The 17,200-nt window shown below is 71.3% G+C and carries 11 protein-coding genes; 8 read left to right on the forward strand and 3 right to left on the reverse strand.

All coding sequences use genetic code 11. The annotated features are described in order from the left end of the window. Positions 1-11: 11 nt before the first annotated feature. The 4 genes from nuoL to recQ all read left to right on the forward strand — a co-directional run bounded on the left by nuoL (position 12) and on the right by recQ (position 7,412). Positions 12-1,919, forward strand: a complete 1,908-nt coding sequence (nuoL, locus tag P8A18_RS20265) for an NADH-quinone oxidoreductase subunit L (protein WP_306056408.1) — start codon at positions 12-14, stop codon at positions 1,917-1,919. A 4-nt stretch (positions 1,920-1,923) separates the two neighbouring features. Next, entirely contained in the window at positions 1,924-3,495 is a 1,572-nt protein-coding gene (locus P8A18_RS20270) for an NADH-quinone oxidoreductase subunit M (protein WP_018553516.1), read from the forward strand. Further along, positions 3,492-5,156 carry an NADH-quinone oxidoreductase subunit NuoN gene (gene nuoN, locus P8A18_RS20275; protein WP_306056410.1) on the forward strand — a complete coding sequence of 555 codons (1,665 nt, stop codon included), beginning with the start codon at positions 3,492-3,494 and terminating at the stop codon, positions 5,154-5,156. Before P8A18_RS20270 ends, nuoN begins: the two co-directional genes overlap by 4 nt. A 129-nt stretch (positions 5,157-5,285) precedes the next feature. Beyond that, positions 5,286-7,412 (forward strand): DNA helicase RecQ, encoded by a 2,127-nt coding sequence (gene recQ / locus P8A18_RS20280; protein WP_445978197.1) that lies wholly within the window; start codon positions 5,286-5,288, stop codon positions 7,410-7,412. Positions 7,413-7,539: 127 nt separating this feature from the next. Here recQ and fahA read toward each other — a convergent pair whose 3' ends face one another. The 3 genes from fahA to P8A18_RS20295 all read right to left on the reverse strand — a co-directional run bounded on the left by fahA (position 7,540) and on the right by P8A18_RS20295 (position 12,388). Beyond that, positions 7,540-8,769: a fumarylacetoacetase gene (fahA, locus tag P8A18_RS20285; RefSeq protein WP_306056412.1), complete on the reverse strand. Its 1,230-nt coding sequence runs from the start codon at positions 8,767-8,769 to the stop codon at positions 7,540-7,542. 115 nt (positions 8,770-8,884) lie between these two features. Next, a complete protein-coding gene (locus tag P8A18_RS20290; RefSeq protein WP_306056413.1) occupies positions 8,885-10,879 on the reverse strand; it encodes a CocE/NonD family hydrolase in 1,995 nt (664 codons plus the stop codon). Positions 10,880-10,888: 9 nt separating this feature from the next. Beyond that, complete coding sequence (locus tag P8A18_RS20295) at positions 10,889-12,388, reverse strand: peptide MFS transporter (protein ID WP_306056415.1); 1,500 nt, start codon at positions 12,386-12,388, stop codon at positions 10,889-10,891. Positions 12,389-12,544: 156 nt separating this feature from the next. Here P8A18_RS20295 and P8A18_RS20300 point away from each other — a divergent pair, with 156 nt between their 5' ends. The 4 genes from P8A18_RS20300 (at position 12,545) to P8A18_RS20315 (ending at position 17,075) form a co-directional block, all read left to right on the forward strand. Continuing rightward, a complete protein-coding gene (locus P8A18_RS20300) occupies positions 12,545-13,555 on the forward strand; it encodes a polyprenyl synthetase family protein (protein ID WP_306056417.1) in 1,011 nt (336 codons plus the stop codon). 218 nt (positions 13,556-13,773) lie between these two features. Next, positions 13,774-15,021 carry a LolA family protein gene (locus P8A18_RS20305; protein WP_306056419.1) on the forward strand — a complete coding sequence of 416 codons (1,248 nt, stop codon included), beginning with the start codon at positions 13,774-13,776 and terminating at the stop codon, positions 15,019-15,021. Between the two features lie 148 nt (positions 15,022-15,169). Next, on the forward strand, positions 15,170-16,213 hold the full coding sequence (locus P8A18_RS20310; protein ID WP_306056421.1) for an ABC transporter ATP-binding protein: 1,044 nt from the start codon (positions 15,170-15,172) through the stop codon (positions 16,211-16,213). Further along, positions 16,200-17,075, forward strand: coding sequence for an ABC transporter permease (locus P8A18_RS20315; protein ID WP_306056423.1), 876 nt, complete (start codon positions 16,200-16,202; stop codon positions 17,073-17,075). The genes P8A18_RS20310 and P8A18_RS20315 overlap by 14 nt, the downstream gene beginning before the upstream one ends. Positions 17,076-17,200 lie beyond the last annotated feature (125 nt).

The raw sequence follows: 17,200 nt of genomic DNA on the forward strand, positions 1-17,200 counted from the left end.
CGCTGGACCCAATGAACGCAGAGAACCTGATTGCGCTGCTCGTCGCGGCGCCCCTGCTCGGAGCGGCGGTGCTGCTGTGCGGCGGCCGGCGCCTCGACCGTGCCGGGCACTGGCTCGGCACCGTGCTCGCCGCCGCCTCGTTCGTCGTCGCCGTGGTGCTCTTCACCGACATGCTCGGCAAGGGCGCCGAGGACCGGGCGCTGCACCAGAAGCTGTTCAGCTGGATTCCGGTCGAGGGCTTCCAGGCCGATGTGGCCTTCCAGCTCGACCAGCTGTCGATGACCTTCGTCCTGCTGATCACCGGTGTGGGCACGCTGATCCACATCTACTCGATCGGCTACATGGAGCACGACGAGCGCCGGCGCCGCTTCTTCGGCTATCTGAACCTGTTCCTCGCGGCGATGCTGATCCTGGTCATCGCCGACAACTACCTGCTGCTGTACGTCGGGTGGGAGGGCGTCGGTCTGGCGTCGTACCTGCTGATCGGCTTCTGGCAGCACAAGCCCAGCGCGGCCACCGCCGCGAAGAAGGCGTTCCTGGTCAACCGCGTCGGCGACATGGGCCTGTCGATCGCGATCATGCTGATGTTCACCACCTTCGGCACCTTCGCCTTCGCCCCCGTCCTGGAGGCCGCCGAAGGCGGTCAGCCGAGCGAGGGCAAGCTGACGGCGATCGGCCTGATGCTGCTGCTCGCGGCCTGCGGCAAGTCCGCCCAGGTGCCGTTGCAGTCCTGGCTCGGTGACGCGATGGAGGGCCCGACCCCGGTCTCGGCCCTGATCCACGCCGCCACCATGGTCACCGCCGGTGTCTACCTCATCGTCCGCTCGGGCGCGATCTTCAACGCCGCCCCCGACGCCCAGCTGGTCGTCGTGGTCGTCGGCGCGGTCACGCTGATCTTCGGGGCGATCGTCGGTTGCGCGAAGGACGACATCAAGAAGGCCCTCGCCGGCTCAACGATGTCGCAGATCGGCTACATGATCCTGGCCGCCGGGCTCGGCCCCATCGGCTACGTCTTCGCGATCATGCACCTGGTGACGCACGGCTTCTTCAAGGCCGGTCTCTTCCTCGGCGCCGGTTCGGTCATGCACGGCATGAACGACGAGGTCGACATGCGGAAGTTCGGCGGTCTCCGGAAGTACATGCCGGTCACCTTCGTCACCTTCGGGCTCGGCTACCTCGCGATCATCGGCTTCCCCGGTCTGTCCGGCTTCTTCTCCAAGGACAAGATCATCGAGGCGGCCTTCGCCAAGGGCGGCACCGAGGGCTGGATCCTCGGCGCCGTGACGCTGCTGGGCGCCGCGATCACCGCGTTCTACATGACGCGCGTGATGCTGCTGACGTTCTTCGGCGAGAAGCGCTGGCAGCCCGACGGGGAGGGCCACGAGCCCCACCCGCACGAGTCCCCGAAGTCCATGACCATCCCCATGATCGTCCTGGCCTTCGGTTCGGTCTTCGCGGGCGGCTTCTTCTCCATCGGCGACCGCTTCCTGCACTGGCTGGAGCCCGTCACCGGCCACGACCACGGGGACGCCCCGATCGGCGCGACCACCGTCACGGCCGCCACCATGGTGGTGCTCGTCGTCGGTGTCGCCATCGCCTGGGTGATGTACGGCCGCAAGCCGGTGCCCGTGGTCGCCCCGCGCGGCTCGCTGCTCACCCGGGCCGCGCGCCGCGATCTCCTCCAGGACGACTTCAACCACGTGGTCCTGGTCCGCGGCGGCGAGCACCTGACCCGCTCCCTGGTCTACGTCGACCACACCCTGGTCGACGGCGTCGTCAACGGCACGGCCGCCTCGATGGGCGGGCTCTCCGGCCGGCTGCGCAAACTGCAGAACGGCTACGCCCGCTCCTACGCGGTCTCGATGTTCGGCGGTACGGCGGTTCTCATCGCCGCGACCCTGCTGATGAGGGCGGTCTGATCACATGTCCTTTCCTCTCCTGACAGCGACGGCGGCGCTCCCGGCCATCGGCGCGATCGCCACCGCCGCCGTCCCGGCGGCCAGGCGCACCACCGCGAAATGGCTGGCGCTGGTCTTCTCGCTGGCCACGCTCGTGCTCGCGGGCATCGCGCTCGCCCGCTTCGAGCCCGGCGGCGACCGCTTCCAGCTCACCGAATCGCACGCCTGGATCAAGGACTTCGGCGTGCGCTACGAGCTGGGCGTGGACGGCATCGGGGTGGCGCTCATGGCGCTCACCGCGCTGCTGATCCCCTTCGTCATCCTGGCCGGCTGGCACGACGCCGATCCCCTGGAAACACAGTCCTCCCGCTGGCGCCCCACCCAGGGCTTCTTCGCCCTGATCCTGATGGTCGAAGCGATGGTGATCCTCTCCTTCGAGGCCACCGACGTCTTCCTCTTCTACATCCTGTTCGAAGCCATGCTCATCCCGATGTACTTCCTCATCGGCGGCTTCGGGGACCGGGCCCACGCCGGGAGCGACGAGAACGCGGCGGCGCAACGCTCGTACGCCGCGGTCAAGTTCCTCCTCTACAACCTGGTCGGCGGCCTCATCATGCTGGCCGCGGTCATCGGGCTCTACGTGGTCGCGGGCTCGTTCTCGCTCTCCGAGATCGCCGAGGCCCGCGCCAACGGCTCGTTCACCATGGCGACCAGCACCGAGCGGTGGCTGTTCCTCGGGTTCTTCTTCGCCTTCGCGGTGAAGGCCCCGCTGTGGCCGCTGCACACCTGGCTGCCCAACGCCATGGGCGAGGCGACCTCCCCGGTCGCCGTGCTGCTCACCGCGGTCGTCGACAAGGTCGGCACCTTCGCGATGCTCCGCTTCTGCCTCCAGCTCTTCCCGGAGGCCAGCAAGTGGGCGACGCCGGTGATCCTGGTCCTGGCGCTGATCAGCATCGTCTACGGGGCGCTGCTCGCGGTCGGCCAGCGCGACATCAAGCGGCTGATCGCCTACGCGTCCATCTCGCACTTCGGCTTCATCGTGCTGGGCATCTTCGCGATGACCAGCCAGGGCCAGTCGGGCGCGACGCTGTACATGGTCAACCACGGCATCTCGACGGCCGCGCTGATGCTGGTGGCGGGCTTCCTGATCACCCGGCGCGGCTCGCGGCTCATCTCCGACTACGGCGGAGTGCAGAAGGTGGCCCCGGTCCTGGCCGGCACCTTCCTGATCGGCGGCCTGGCCACGCTGTCGCTGCCGGGGCTCGCCCCGTTCGTCAGCGAGTTCCTGGTCCTGGTCGGCGCGTTCGCGGCGTATCCGGTGGTCGGCATCATCGCCACCACCGGCATCGTGCTCGCCGCGATCTACGTCCTGGTCCTCTACCAGCGGACCATGACCGGGCCGGTCAAGGCGGAGGTGCAGGGCATGGCGGACCTCAAGGTCCGTGAGCTCGCGGTGGTCGTCCCGCTCATCGCGCTCCTGCTCTTCCTGGGTGTCTACCCGAAGCCGCTGACGGACATCGTCAATCCGGCGGTGCGGCACACCATGTCGGACGTACAGAAGAAGGACCCCCAGCCCGAGGTGGAGGCCGCCAAGTGAGCGCAACAGCTGTCCACAGTCTGTGGACGACGGCGGGCGGGGTGACGACTGCCGCCCCGGACGAGAAGTTCAACGCCCCGGTCATCGAGTACACCCAGCTGACCCCGGTCCTGATCGTGATCGGCGTCGCCGTCCTCGGCGTGCTCGTCGAGGCCTTCGTGCCGCGCCGGGCCCGCTACTACACGCAGGTCTTCCTGACCGTCGTCGCCCTGGTCGCCGCGTTCGCCGCGGTGGTCGGCCTGGCGGCCGGCGGATACGGGACGACCAAGGCGCACATCGCCGCGATGGGCGCCATCGCCGTCGACGGACCGGCCCTGTTCCTCCAGGGCGTCATCCTCCTGACGTCCCTGGTCGCGGTCTTCACCTTCGCGGAACGGCGGCTCGACCCGGAGTCGCACGGAAACAGGGTGGACTCCTTCGCCGCGCAGGCCGCGTCCGTGCCCGGCAGCGACAGCGAGAAGGCCGCGGTCAGGGCCGGCTTCACCACCACCGAGGTCTTCCCGCTGGTGCTGTTCTCGGTGGCCGGCATGCTGGTCTTCCCGGCGGCCAACGACCTGCTGACGCTGTTCGTGGCCCTGGAGGTCTTCTCCCTCCCGCTCTACCTCCTGTGCGCCGTCGCCCGCCGCAAGCGGCTGATGTCGCAGGAGGCCGCGGTGAAGTACTTCCTGCTCGGCGCGTTCTCCTCGGCGTTCCTGCTCTTCGGGATCGCCCTCCTCTACGGGTACGCGGGCTCCGTCTCGTACGCCCAGATCGCCACCGTGGTCGACGGCTCGATCCAGAAGATCGACCCGGCGCTCGCCGACACCATGGGCAACGACGCGCTGCTGCTCATCGGCGGCGCGATGATCCTGACCGGCCTGCTCTTCAAGGTCGGCGCCGTCCCGTTCCACATGTGGACCCCGGACGTCTACCAGGGCGCCCCGACCCCGGTCACCGGCTTCATGGCCGCGGCCACCAAGGTCGCCGCGTTCGGCGCGCTGCTGCGCCTGCTGTACGTGGTGCTGCCGGGCCTCACCTGGGACCTGCGGCCGGTCATGTGGGGCATCGCGATCGTCACGATGGTGGGCGGCGCGATCGTCGCGATCACCCAGACCGACATCAAGCGGCTGCTGGCCTACTCCTCGATCGCGCACGCCGGGTTCATCCTGGCCGGTGTCATCGCGGCTACCCCCGAGGGCATCTCGTCCGTCCTCTTCTACCTCGGCACGTACTCCTTCGTGACGGTCGGCGCCTTCGCCGTCGTCACGCTGGTGCGGGACGCGGGCGGCGAGGCGACGCACCTGTCGAAGTGGGCGGGGCTCGGCCGGCGCTCGCCGCTGGTCGCCGCGGTCTTCGCGGTGTTCCTGCTGGCCTTTGCCGGTATTCCGCTCACCTCGGGCTTCTCCGGGAAGTTCGCCGTGTTCAAGGCGGCGGCGGACGGCGGCGCGGGCGGTCTGGTCGTGGTCGGTGTGATCTCCTCGGCGATCGCCGCGTTCTTCTACATCCGGGTCATCGTGCTGATGTTCTTCAGCAAGCCGAAGGCGGACGGCCCCACGGTCGCCGTCCCGTCCCCGCTGACGATGACCACGATCGCCGTCGGCGTGGCCGTCACCGTGGTGCTGGGCCTGGCCCCGCAGTACTTCCTGGACCTGGCGAGCCAGGCCGGAGTGTTCGTGAGGTAGCCGGAAGCTGTTGCCGGACGCCGCCGGACGGGCTTGGAAGTCAAGCCCGTCCGGCGTTGTCGTACGCGGCGCCTATCGTGGCAGGGGAGAGCGCTGGGACGCAGCGGGACCGGTACGGGGGACAGAGCGATGAGCGGGACGGGCGTGACGGGCATGACCACGGATGTGACCACGGGCGGGGCCGCCGGGGCGACCGAGAGCGAGGCGCGGCGGACCCTGCACCGCGTCTTCGGGTACGAGGCGTTCCGCGGCGAGCAGGAAGCGGTCGTCGACCATGTGGTGGCCGGCGGGGACGCCGTCGTGCTCATGCCGACCGGTGGCGGCAAGTCCCTCTGCTACCAGATCCCGGCCCTGGTCAGGCGGGGCACCGGCATCGTGATCTCCCCGCTGATCGCCCTCATGCAGGACCAGGTGGACGCCCTGCGCGCGCTCGGTGTGCGGGCCGGCTTCATCAACTCCACGCAGGACTTCGACGAGCGCCGCTCGATGGAGGCCCAGTTCGTCGCCGGTGAGCTGGACCTGCTCTACCTGGCCCCGGAGCGGCTGCGGCTGGACGCCACCCTGGCCCTGCTCTCCCGGGGCGAGGTCTCCGTCTTCGCCATTGACGAGGCGCACTGCGTCGCCCAGTGGGGCCACGACTTCCGCCCCGACTACCTCGCCCTGTCGGTGCTCGGCGAGCGCTGGCCCGACGTGCCGCGCATCGCCCTGACGGCCACCGCGACCGACGCCACGCACCGCGAGATCACCCAGCGCCTGGGCATGCCCGACGCCAGGCACTTCGTGGCCAGCTTCGACCGGCCCAACATCCAGTACCGCATCGTGGGCAAGGCCGACCCGAAGAAGCAGCTGCTCTCCTTCCTCAAGGAGGAGCACGCAGGGGACGCGGGCATCGTCTACTGCCTCTCCCGCGCCTCCACGGAGAAGACCGCCGAGTACCTCTGCCGCAACGGCATCGAGGCCGTCCCGTACCACGCGGGGCTCGACGCCGGGACCCGCGCGGTCCACCAGTCCCGCTTCCTGCGCGAGGAGGGCCTCGTCGTCGTCGCGACGATCGCCTTCGGCATGGGCATCGACAAGCCGGACGTCCGCTTCGTCGCCCACCTGGACCTGCCGAAGTCCGTCGAGGGCTACTACCAGGAGACCGGCCGTGCGGGCCGCGACGGAGCCCCGTCCACGGCCTGGATGGCGTACGGCCTCCAGGACGTCGTCCAGCAGCGCAAGCTCATCCAGGGCGGCGAGGGCGACGAGTCCTTCCGCCGCCGGGCCGCCTCCCACCTGGACTCCATGCTGGCCCTGTGCGAGACCGCCCAGTGCCGCCGCGCCCAGCTCCTCACCTACTTCGGCCAGGACCCCACCGCCGCCTCCTGCGGCAACTGCGACACCTGCCTCACCCCGCCCGAGACCTGGGACGGCACGGTGGTCTCGCAGAAGCTGCTGTCCACGGTCGTACGGCTGAAGCGGGAGCGCGGGCAGAAGTTCGGCGCCGGCCAGATCATCGACATCCTGCTCGGCCGCCGCACGGCCAAGATCATCCAGTTCGACCACGACCAGCTCTCGGTCTTCGGCATCGGCGACGAGCTGGCCGAGGCGGAGTGGCGCGGCGTCGTGCGCCAGCTCCTCGCCCAGGGCCTGCTGGCCGTCGAGGGCGAGTACGGCACGCTGGTCCTGACCGAGGAGAGCGGAGCCGTCCTCGGCCGGGAGCGCGAGGTGCAGCTGCGCAAGGAGCCGAAGAAGCCGACGGCCTCCCGCTCGTCGTCGCGGGGCGAGCGCAAGGGCAAGGCGGCCGTGGCCGCCGACCTCCCCGGGACGGCCGTCCCGGTCTTCGAGGCCCTGCGCGCCTGGCGCGCCGCCCAGGCCAAGGAGCTGGGCCTCCCGGCGTATGTGATCTTCCACGACGCGACCCTGCGCGAGATCGCGACGGTCCGCCCGGCGACGCTCGGCGAGCTGGGCGGGATCAGCGGCCTGGGCGAGAAGAAGCTCGCGACGTACGGGGAGGGCGTGCTGGAGGTGCTGGCCGAGCTGCCGGCCGCGGCGGAGGCGGAGGCGGAGGCCGCGACCCCGGCGAAGGCCGCACTCCCGGAGACGGCACCCCCGGCGGAAGCGCCCCCGGCCCCCGCGACCCAGACCCCCGCAGCCCCGGCCCGCGTGCCCGCCCCGGCGCCGTCCCGCGCCCCCGCCAGGACGCCCGCTCCGGCCCCCGCCCCCGCCGACGACTCCGAGTTCGGCTGGGACGAGGAGCCGCCGGAGTGGGAGTGAGCCCGGCGGCCTCCTCGTACGAGCAGCGCCTCACGCCCCGCTGACCGCCACCCGCCCCGTCCGCGCCGGGCCCGGACGCGCCCCGGCCCGGACGCGCCCCGGGCGGGGAGCGGCCGGGCCGTCGGGGTCAGGCCGTCGGGGTGATGCGGCCGGTGACCTCGCCGAGGCCGACGCGGGTGCCGTCCGGGCCGGGGGCCCAGGCGGTGATGGTCACCGTGTCGCCGTCCTCCAGGAACGTCCGCTTGCCCTCGGGCAGCTCCAGCGGGTCGCGGCCGTTCCAGGTGAGTTCGAGCAGGGAGCCGCGCTGGGCGGGTTCGGCGCCGCTGATGGTGCCGGAGCCGTAGAGGTCGCCGGTGCGCAGCGAGGCGCCGTTGACCGTCATCTGGGCGAGCTGCTGGGCGGCCGTCCAGTACATCGTGGAGAACGGGGGCTCCGCGACGACCTGGCCGTTGATCGCGACGGAGAGCCGCAGGTCGTAGCCGCCGGGCTCGTCCTCCTCGGCGTCGTCCAGGTAGGGCAGCAGCGGGAAGTCGCGGGCGGGCGGGGCGGTCCGCGCGGCGTCCAGGGCCTCCAGCGGGGTCACCCACGCCGAGACGGAGGTGGCGAAGGACTTGCCGAGGAAGGGGCCGAGCGGGACGTACTCCCAGGCCTGGATGTCGCGCGCCGACCAGTCGTTGAGCAGGGACAGGCCGAAGACGTGCTCGCGGAAGTCGGCCAGCGGCACGGGCCTGCCGTGCTCGGACGGGGTGCCGACGACGAAGCCGACCTCGGCCTCGATGTCGAGCTTGACGGACGGGCCGAAGACGGGCGCCGGGTCGGCGGGGGCCTTGCGCTGGCCCGCCGGGCGCACCACGTCCGTGCCGGAGACGACGACGGTGCCGGCCCGGCCGTGGTAACCGATCGGCAGGTGCTTCCAGTTGGGGGTGAGCGCGTCGCCGTCGGGGCGGAAGATCCGGCCGACGTTGGTGGCGTGGTGCTCGCTGGCGTAGAAGTCCACGTAGTCCGCGACCCGGTACGGCAGGTGCATGGTCACCGTGTCCACGGGGTGCAGGAGCGGCTCTATGTCGGCGCGGTGGGCGGGGACCGTCACCCAGGCGGTCAGCGCGCGGCGCACATCGCGCCAGGCGGTGCGGCCGGCCGCGAGCAGGGCCGTCAGGTCCGGCTGGGCCAGCAGTTGGGCGTACGGCGAGCCGAGGGCGAGCGCGGCGGCCCCGGCGTCCAGGACGTGGGCGCCGATGCGGACACCGACGCGTCGCTCCCCGGCCCGGTCGGGGGTGGAGAACACGCCGTAGGGCAGGTTGTGCGGGCCGAAGGGATCGCCCTCGGCCAGATCGAGCGGGCTGCTCTGCTCGGGCATCTGTTGCTGCCTCGCTTTCCAGGTCGCTTGGGAGACACGTTACGTCGGGCACACCACCCGGCGGCAGTGCCCCAGCCCTCCCCGATGCCTCGGAATGTGCGGCTGCGTGTCCGCCCTAACCTGCGGTTCTGGGGATGCTCTTCTCCCAGGTCCGGTGGAAGACGACCTCGCCGCCCTCGGTGCAGACGACCTCGTTGACGGTGTGGAAGTCGTCCGCGTCGGCGGTGATCTCCGAGCGGGTGTCGATCTGCACGTCCCACGCCATCTCCGGCCGGTGCAGCCGGATCGTCCAGTCGGACCGGGTGCGCGCGGAGAGCGGGTCGGCCTCCTGGATCGTGTACGTCTCCACCGCTTCCTCGGTGAACTCCAGCCCGTCGGGGTAGACGCGCGTGCCGCCGTAGCGCGGGTCGACCTCCATCCGCCACTGGCCCTTGGCGACATCGCGGACGATCAGCCGTTCGGGGCGTGGCGGGTCGAGTGTTTCGGGGTAGACGACGCCGAGCGGCTCGGACTGTTCGGGCTCCTCGAAGCGGATCGCCGGGTCCTCGGTGTGCCGCCGCACCGGCAGCTCCACCAGGCTCTCGTCGGCCTCCAGGGTGAATCCGGCCGAGCCGGCCTGCGGCCAGATCCACGGCCAGTACGAGGAGGAGAGGGCGAGTCTGATGCGGTGGCCGGGCGGGAAGGTGTGGCCGATGCCGTTCAGTTCGAAGGTGACGTCCTCGGTGGCCCCGGCCGGCCAGTCGTCGGTGCGGTCGCGGCCGTTGCGGGCGGCGAGGTTGAGGGCGCCGCGCGTGACGAGGGTGGAGGAGCCGTCGGGGGCGACGTCGCAGAGCCGGGCGATGGCCTGGCCGCGCGGTACGTCCATCCGGATGCGCAGCTTCACCCGGGGACGGCCCAGGATCTCGATCGGCGCGTCGGCGACCGGGAATTCGAAGCAGAGCGACTTGGCGTCCTCGTCCCGCTGGTCCGGCGGCAGGTCGGCGTCGTTGCCGAAGGGGAAGAACCGGCCCGCGTCGAGCCCGGTCTGCTGCGGCGAGTGGACGATCTGCGGCCCGCCCTGGAGGGCGTACGCCACCGGGGTGACGTCCTGCGACGGCCAGCTGGTCTCCCCGACCCAGCGGCCGGGCAGCGTCTCGTAGACCGTGGCGGGCCGGTGCGACTCGCTGATCCAGGACCGCAGCAGCGGCTCCGCCATGACGCCGGTGTCCTCGTCCTTCAGGTGCTGGTCCCACCAGCGCAGCGTCTCCTGGAGAAAGCCGATCGCGGGTCCCGGCGGCAGCCCCCGGTCGGGGTACTGGTGCGACCAGGGCCCGATGATCCCGCGCACCTTCGCCGGGTCGAGGTGCTCGACCAGCCTGAGGACGGTGTCGCGGTACGGGTCGTGCCAGCCGCCGACCGCCAGGACACTGGCCTTGATCGCGGAGTAGTCCTCGCAGACGCTGCCGTGCTTCCAGTAGGCGTCGCGGGTCTGGTGCGAGAGCCAGGTGTGGATGAAGGGGTCGACGGCCTCCAGCCGGTCCAGCCACATCTGGCGCCAGTCGTCGCCGACGTCCGCCGGGTCGGGCGGCCGGCAGACGAAGGCCAGCATGGTCGCCGCCCAGGCGTGCATGTCCACGGCGAGGACCGAGCCGCCCATGTAGTGGACGTCGTTGTCGTAGCGGTCGTCGGCCGAGCACACCGTGACGATCGCCTTCAGCGGCTCCGGGGCGAGCGCGGCGATCTGGAGCGAGTTGAAGCCGCCCCAGGAGATCCCGAACATGCCGACCCGGCCCGAGCACCACTCCTGCTGGGCCAGCCAGTGGATGACGGCGACGCCGTCGGCCAGCTCCTGCGCGTCGTACTCGTCCCCCGGCATGCCCTCGCTGTTGCCGTGGCCGCGCACGTCGACCCGGACCGAGGCGTAGCCGTGGCCCGCGTACCAGGGGTGGCGCTGCCAGTCGCGCGGCGCGGTCCAGTCGCTCAGCCGGTAGGGCAGGTACTCCAGGAGCGCGGGGACGGGTTCGTCCGTGACCGGCCGCCAGATCCGGGCGTACAGCTGCGTGCCGCCCGGCAGCGGGATATAGAGGTCCTCGCGGGTCGTCTCGTACGGGAACGCGGTCTGGATGTGCATGGGCGTACCTCAGTGGACGGGGTGCATGGTGCGCTTGAGCCAGGGGGCGGCGGCGATGACGGCCACACCGGCCACCACCGCGACAGCGCCATTGACACCGAAGTAGGCGGGGTTGGACACCTCGCCGTACAGCTTCACGATCTGGGCCTGGATGCCGTTGGCGAGGGCCAGTGAGAGGAACCAGAGCGCCATGGTCTGGCTGGAGAACGCCCTGGGGGCGAGCTTGGTGGTCGCGGACATCCCGGAGGTCTCCAGCAGGATGTCGCCGAGCCCGAGCAGCAGGTAGGAGCCGACGATCCACCAGGCGGCCATCTTGTACGTGTCGCCCGAGTGGCCGGAGGTGGGCAGGACCATCAGCAGGAACGAGAGGCCGCCGAGGACCACCCCGATGGCGATCTTGTTGGACGCGTGCGGCTGGCGCGGCCCCATCCTCGCCCAGACGGCCGCGACCACCGGGGCGAGCGCCACCTCGAAGGCGCCGAGCGCCGAGGCGTACCAACTGGCCGGGAAGTGGAAGCCGAAGACCTCCGTACGGGCGTTGGTCGACGCGAGCAGCATCATGGTCGAGTACGCCTGGAAGAGGATGAAGTTGAAGACGACGGAGGCCAGGAACAGCACCACGTACGGGCGCAGCCTGCCGCGCTCCTCGGCGGTGACGCGGGGGCTGCGGAACATCACCACGAAGTAGACGACCGGGGCGATCACCGAGATGAGGGTGAGCACGTCCACGAACCGGTCCATGGTCAGCCAGCCGGCCAGGGCCAGCCCGGTGGCCGCCGCCGCGACCACCACGGCCCCGACGACGATGAGCAGGACCGCGCGGCGCATGGGTCCGGGGGCCAGCGCGTATTCGGCGGCGTGCTTTCGCCCGGCCAGGTGACGGCGGCCCGCCACGTACTGGATGAGGCCGAGCGTCATGCCGAACGCGGCGGCCGAGAAGCCCCAGTGCCAGCTCGCGTGGTCACCCAGCCAGCCGGTGATCAGGGGGCCGAGGAACGCGCCGATGTTGATGCCCATGTAGTAGAGGGCGAAGCCCGCGTCCCGGCGCTCGTCCTCGGTCCGGTAGAGCTTGCCGACCATCGTGGCCACATTGGGCTTGAGCAGCCCCGTACCGGCACTGATCAGGCCGAGGCCCACCCAGGTCATGGCATCCGTGGGCACCGCCATGGCGTAGTGCCCGCAGGCGATGAGGATGCCGCCGTACAGGACGGCCCGGTACGAGCCGAGGATGCGGTCGGCGAGCCAGCCCCCGGCCACCGACACCAGATAGACGAGCGTGCCGTACGCGGCGGAGACGGAGGCGGCGGTCCCGGGCTCCATGCCCATGCCGCCGTGCGCGACCGTGTCCGCGAAATAGAGGACCAGGATCGCCTGCATGCCGAGGAACGAGAACCGCTCCCACACCTCCAGGCCGGACAGGGTCATCAGACCCCGGGGCTGGCCGAAAAAGGCATGGTCGTCAGCCGGGGGCGGCTGCGCCGGTTCGGTCTCTGCGGCTGCGTGGGACAAAGCGGCAACTCCTGATCGTATGAGCTGATCCCGAACATACCGGCGGTGGCGGGAAGGCGCCCACGGTGATCCAAAGGGGACCGGATACGCTGACTTGAGTGATGACAACGACACATCGACATTCCGTGTGATCGTCAGCAGACAGGAGATCCCCTCGTGACCGTCGTCGGGCCGTTCGGACTGAGCGTGCGGGACCAGGCTCTTGAGACCGGTGTCCAGGCCGGTTTGGCTGCTGTCGAGTCGGGCCTGCTCGATGCCACCAAGAGCGACGTGCCCTTCATCACGGAAGCCGCTCAGCACCTGGTGCGGGCGGGTGGCAAGAGGTTCCGGCCGCTGCTGGCGATGCTGGCCGCCCAGTTCGGGGACTCCGAGGCCCCGGGCGTGGTGCCCGCCGCCGTGGTCGTGGAGCTGACCCACCTCGCGACGCTGTACCACGACGACGTCATGGACGAGGCCGATGTGCGGCGCGGGGTCCCCAGCGCCAATTCCCGCTGGGGCAACTCGGTCGCCGTGCTGACCGGCGATTTCCTCTTCGCGCGCGCGTCGCACATCCTGGCCGACCTCGGCCCCGAGGCCGTCCGCATCCAGGCGGAGGCGTTCGAGCGCCTGGTCACCGGCCAGATCCTGGAGACGGCAGGACCGCGCGACGGCCGCGACCCCGTCGAGCACTACCTCGAAGTGATGCGCGGCAAGACCGGCTCGCTGATCGCCGTCGCCTGCCGGTTCGGCGCGATGATGTCCGGCGCAGGCGAGCCCACGACCGACATCCTCACCCAGTACGGTGAACGGCTCGGCGTGGCCTTCCAGCTCGCCGACGACGTCCTCGACATCGCGTCCGACTCCCACGAGTCCGGCAAGACGCCCGGCACGGACCTGCTGGAGGGCATCCCGACCCTCCCCGTCCTCCACCTCAGGGCGCAGGCCGAGGCCGACGGCAAGCCGGACGACCTGGCCCTGGTCGAACTGCTCGACGGCGACCTCGGCGACCCGGACGCGCTCGCCGAGGCGTTGCGCCTGCTGCGCGCCCACCCGGCACTCGCCCAGGCCCGGCGCGACACCGTCAGGTACGCCCAGGAGGCGCGGGCCACGCTGAAGCCGCTGCCCGAGTGCTACGCCAAGCTCGCGCTCGAAGAGATGTGCGACGCGGTGGTCCACCGCGCGGGCTGAGCGGGCCCTCGGCCCAACCCCTACTGGACGGCGGAGAAATGGCGCCTCGGGGTCATACCGAAGAGGTACGCGCAGTTGCTCCCGGGGGTTGACGCCTGTGGCCGCCCGATTTGGTCAGATGGAGAACAACCACTCCTGACCAAAACGGGTGAGAATGGCGGCACGGAGTGGACGAGTGCATCCCGACGGAAGCCGCCGACCACGGAGGTAGGGCACACATGGCACCGAACGACAGCGCGGAGACCAACGGCACGGCCGCTCGGGGGAGCGCCGGCCGCCGCAAGGCGGCGCGCTACATCGTCCCCGTAGCGGTGGCGGGGGTGGCGGCCGCGACGATCGGCCTGGTCCCGGCGCTCGCCAGCTCGGGCGACCCCGATCTGCCGAAGATCACCGCCCAGGAACTCATCGAGAAGATCGCCGCGTCGGACACGCAGCAGCTCTCCGGCACGGTGAAGATCAGCACGGACCTCGGCATCCCGTCCCTGGGCGGCCTGGCCGGCTCCCTGATCCCGGACACGGGCGGCAAGGACGGCTCCGGCGCCGACCCGCAGGCCAAGCTCACCGAGCTGGTCTCCGGCACGCACACCCTGCGGGTCGCCGTGGACGGCCCCGACAAGCAGCGCCTCGCCATCCTGGACAAGGCGTCCGAGTACAGCCTGATCCACAACGGCGACGAGGTCTGGGCCTACGACAGCGCGTCCAACGAGGCGTACCACGCCGACGCCGAGGGCAAGCAGTCCGCCCACGACAAGTCCGCCCGGGGCAAGGACCAGGCACTCCCCGACGGCATGCCCACCACCCCGAAGGCCCTGGCCGAGCAGGCGCTGAAGGCCGCCGACGGCAACACGTCCGTCACGGTCGACGGCACCGCCCGGGTCGCCGGACGTGACGCGTACCGCCTGGTCCTCAAGCCGGAGCAGAGCGGCTCCACGATCGGCTCCATCACCGTCGCCGTGGACGCGGAGAACGGCGTCCCGCTCAAGTTCACGCTCCAGCCCAGCAGCGGCGGCAAGGCGGCGGTCGACGCCGGGTTCACCTCGGTCGACTTCGCGAAGCCCGCCGCCTCCTCGTTCACCTTCACCCCGCCCAAGGGCGCGAAGGTCACCGAGGCCGACGAGGCGGAGCGGGCCGGGGGCCACGAGAAGGAGGCCCACAAGGCGATCGAGGAGGCCAAGGGCGACCTGGGTGCCTTCGAGGGGCTCAACGTGATCGGCGAGGGCTGGAACAGCATCGCCGAGATCAAGACCCCCGGCGGCGCGGCCCTTCCCTCCGAGGCGTCGGACGAGCTGCCGGCCGAGGCCCAGCAGTTCATGGACGCGCTCGGCGACAAGGTCACCGGCAAGTTCGGCTCGGGCACGGTCTTCAAGACCCGCCTGGTCAACGCCCTGATGACGGACGACGGCCGGGTCTACGTGGGCGCGGTCACCAAGGACGCGCTGGTCGAGGCCGCGAACAACGCGGGCTGACACCACGCCGTACCGCACCTCACCCGCCCCGCCGTGCGCGCCCTGCACGGCGGGGCGGGCGCGATGGGCGACCATCGCCCGTACGAGGCGGGCCCGTGCCCGGGACCGCGACCGCCGCCGTCCGCACCGCGACCGAGGGGGAGCACACATGACAGGGCCCGGCGCAGAGCCCGAGACCGAGCCGCCCACCACGGAGCCACGGGTGCCCGAGCCGGCCGTGATCGAGGCGCCCGAGACCGAGCCACGGGTGACCGAGCCGGCCGTGATCGAGACGCGGGGGCTGACCAAGCGCTTCCGGGGCGGTCAGCTCGCCGTGGACGGGCTCGACCTCACCGTCCCCGCCGGCAGCGTCTTTGGCTTCCTCGGGCCCAACGGCTCGGGCAAGACCACCACCATCCGCATGCTCATGGGCCTGATCGCCCCGACCTCCGGCACCGCGAGCGTCCTCGGCCGCCCCATGCCGGACGCGTCGCGCACGGTGCTCCCGCAGGTCGGCGCGCTGATCGAGGGCCCCGCGCTGTACGGGTTCCTGAGCGGCCGGGACAACCTCGTGCGCTACGACCGGGCCGACCCCACCGCCGACCCGCGCACCCGCACCGCCCGCGTCGGCGACGCCCTGGAACGGGTCGGGCTCGCCCCGGCGGCCGGCAAGAAGGCCCGCGCCTACTCGCTGGGCATGAAACAGCGACTGGGCCTGGCCGCCGCCCTGCTCAGACCCCGCAGGCTCCTCGTCCTGGACGAGCCGACCAACGGCCTGGACCCGCAGGGCATGCGCGAGATCCGCGCCCTGGTCCGCGAACTGGCGGCGGACGGCACGACCGTGTTCCTCTCCTCGCACCTCCTGGACGAGATCGAGCAGGTCTGCACGCACGCCGCGGTGATGGCCCGGGGCCGGCTCCTCACCCAGGGCCCCGTCACCGGCCTCGCCGCGGGCACCGGCGGCCGTCTCGCGGTCACCACCCCGGACCCGGCCGACGCCGCGCGCGTACTGAAGGAGCACGGGCTCACCGGCATCACGCTGGACGGCGACCGGGTACGCGCCGAGGCCCCGCCGGCCACGGCCGAACTCGCCGACCTCACGGCGGCATTGGTACGGGAAGGCGTCCGGGTGCGCGCGTTCGGCGTCGAACGGGCGTCGCTGGAGGACGCGTTCGTGGCTCTGACGGGAGAGGGATTTGATGTCGCAGGCTGAAACCGTGGGCGCGGGACGCAACCCCCTGTGGACGTTCGGCATCCTCCGCTCCGAACTGACCACCACCCTGCGCCGCTGGCGCACGCTCGCCCTGCTCGGGGTGCTGGCCGCCGTCCCCGTACTGATCGGGATCGCGGTCCGCATCGAGACGGCCGACGGCTCGTCGGCCGGTCCGGGCGGCGGGGAGGGCGGCCCGGCGTTCCTGTCCCAGGTGACCAACAACGGCCTCTTCCTGGTCTTCGCCTCCCTCGCCGCGACCCTGCCCGTCTTCCTGCCCATGGCGGTCGGCGTCATTGCGGGCGACGCCGTGGCGGGCGAGGCCAACGCGGGCACGCTGCGCTATCTGCTGGTCGCCCCGGCCGGCCGGACTCGGCTGCTCCTCGCCAAGTACGCCGCAACGCTGGGCTTCTGCCTGGTCGCGACGCTCGTCGTGGCCGCGTCAGCGCTGGCGGTCGGCGCGCTGCTGTTCCCCCTGGGCGAGGTCACGACGATCTCCGGGACCACGATCGGCTTCGGCGAGGGGCTGCTGAGGGCGGGGCTCGTCGCGGTGTTCGTCGCCGCGTCCCTGACCGGTTTCGCGGCGCTCGGCCTCTTCGTCTCGACGCTCACCAACAGCGGGATCGCGGCCATGGCGGCGACGGTCGGGGTGCTCATCACCGTACAGATCGTGGACACCATTCCCCAGCTGAGCGGGGTCCACCCCTACCTCTTCCCGCACTACTGGCTGTCCTTCGCGGACCTGCTGCGCACACCCGTCTACTGGGACGAGGTACTGAAGAACCTGGAGCTCCAGGCGTTGTACGCGGCGGTGTTCGGCTCGGCGGCCTGGGCACGCTTCACGGCGAAGGACATCACCGCGTGATACGGGAACGGGCTGATACGAGAACGGCGGCCGTACCGTCGGCCGGCGAGCCGTCCCCCGATCGGCTCGTCGCGGCACGAACGGCACGAACGGTGCGAAAAGCGAGGGAACGAGCCGACACGGTA

Origin of the sequence: Streptomyces sp. Mut1 (assembly GCF_030719295.1) — a bacterium.
Classification (GTDB): Bacteria; Actinomycetota; Actinomycetes; order Streptomycetales; family Streptomycetaceae; genus Streptomyces; species Streptomyces castrisilvae.

Coding starts and splice junctions, on each gene's coding strand:
- nuoL (WP_306056408.1), top strand. CDS start 12: ATGAACGCAGAGAACCTGATTGCGCTGCTCGTCGCGGCGCCCCTGCTC.
- P8A18_RS20305 (WP_306056419.1), top strand. CDS start 13,774: ATGGCACCGAACGACAGCGCGGAGACCAACGGCACGGCCGCTCGGGGG.
- recQ (WP_445978197.1), top strand. CDS start 5,286: ATGAGCGGGACGGGCGTGACGGGCATGACCACGGATGTGACCACGGGC.
- P8A18_RS20290 (WP_306056413.1), bottom strand. CDS start 10,879: ATGCACATCCAGACCGCGTTCCCGTACGAGACGACCCGCGAGGACCTC.
- fahA (WP_306056412.1), bottom strand. CDS start 8,769: ATGCCCGAGCAGAGCAGCCCGCTCGATCTGGCCGAGGGCGATCCCTTC.
- P8A18_RS20315 (WP_306056423.1), top strand. CDS start 16,200: ATGTCGCAGGCTGAAACCGTGGGCGCGGGACGCAACCCCCTGTGGACG.
- P8A18_RS20270 (WP_018553516.1), top strand. CDS start 1,924: ATGTCCTTTCCTCTCCTGACAGCGACGGCGGCGCTCCCGGCCATCGGC.
- P8A18_RS20310 (WP_306056421.1), top strand. CDS start 15,170: ATGACAGGGCCCGGCGCAGAGCCCGAGACCGAGCCGCCCACCACGGAG.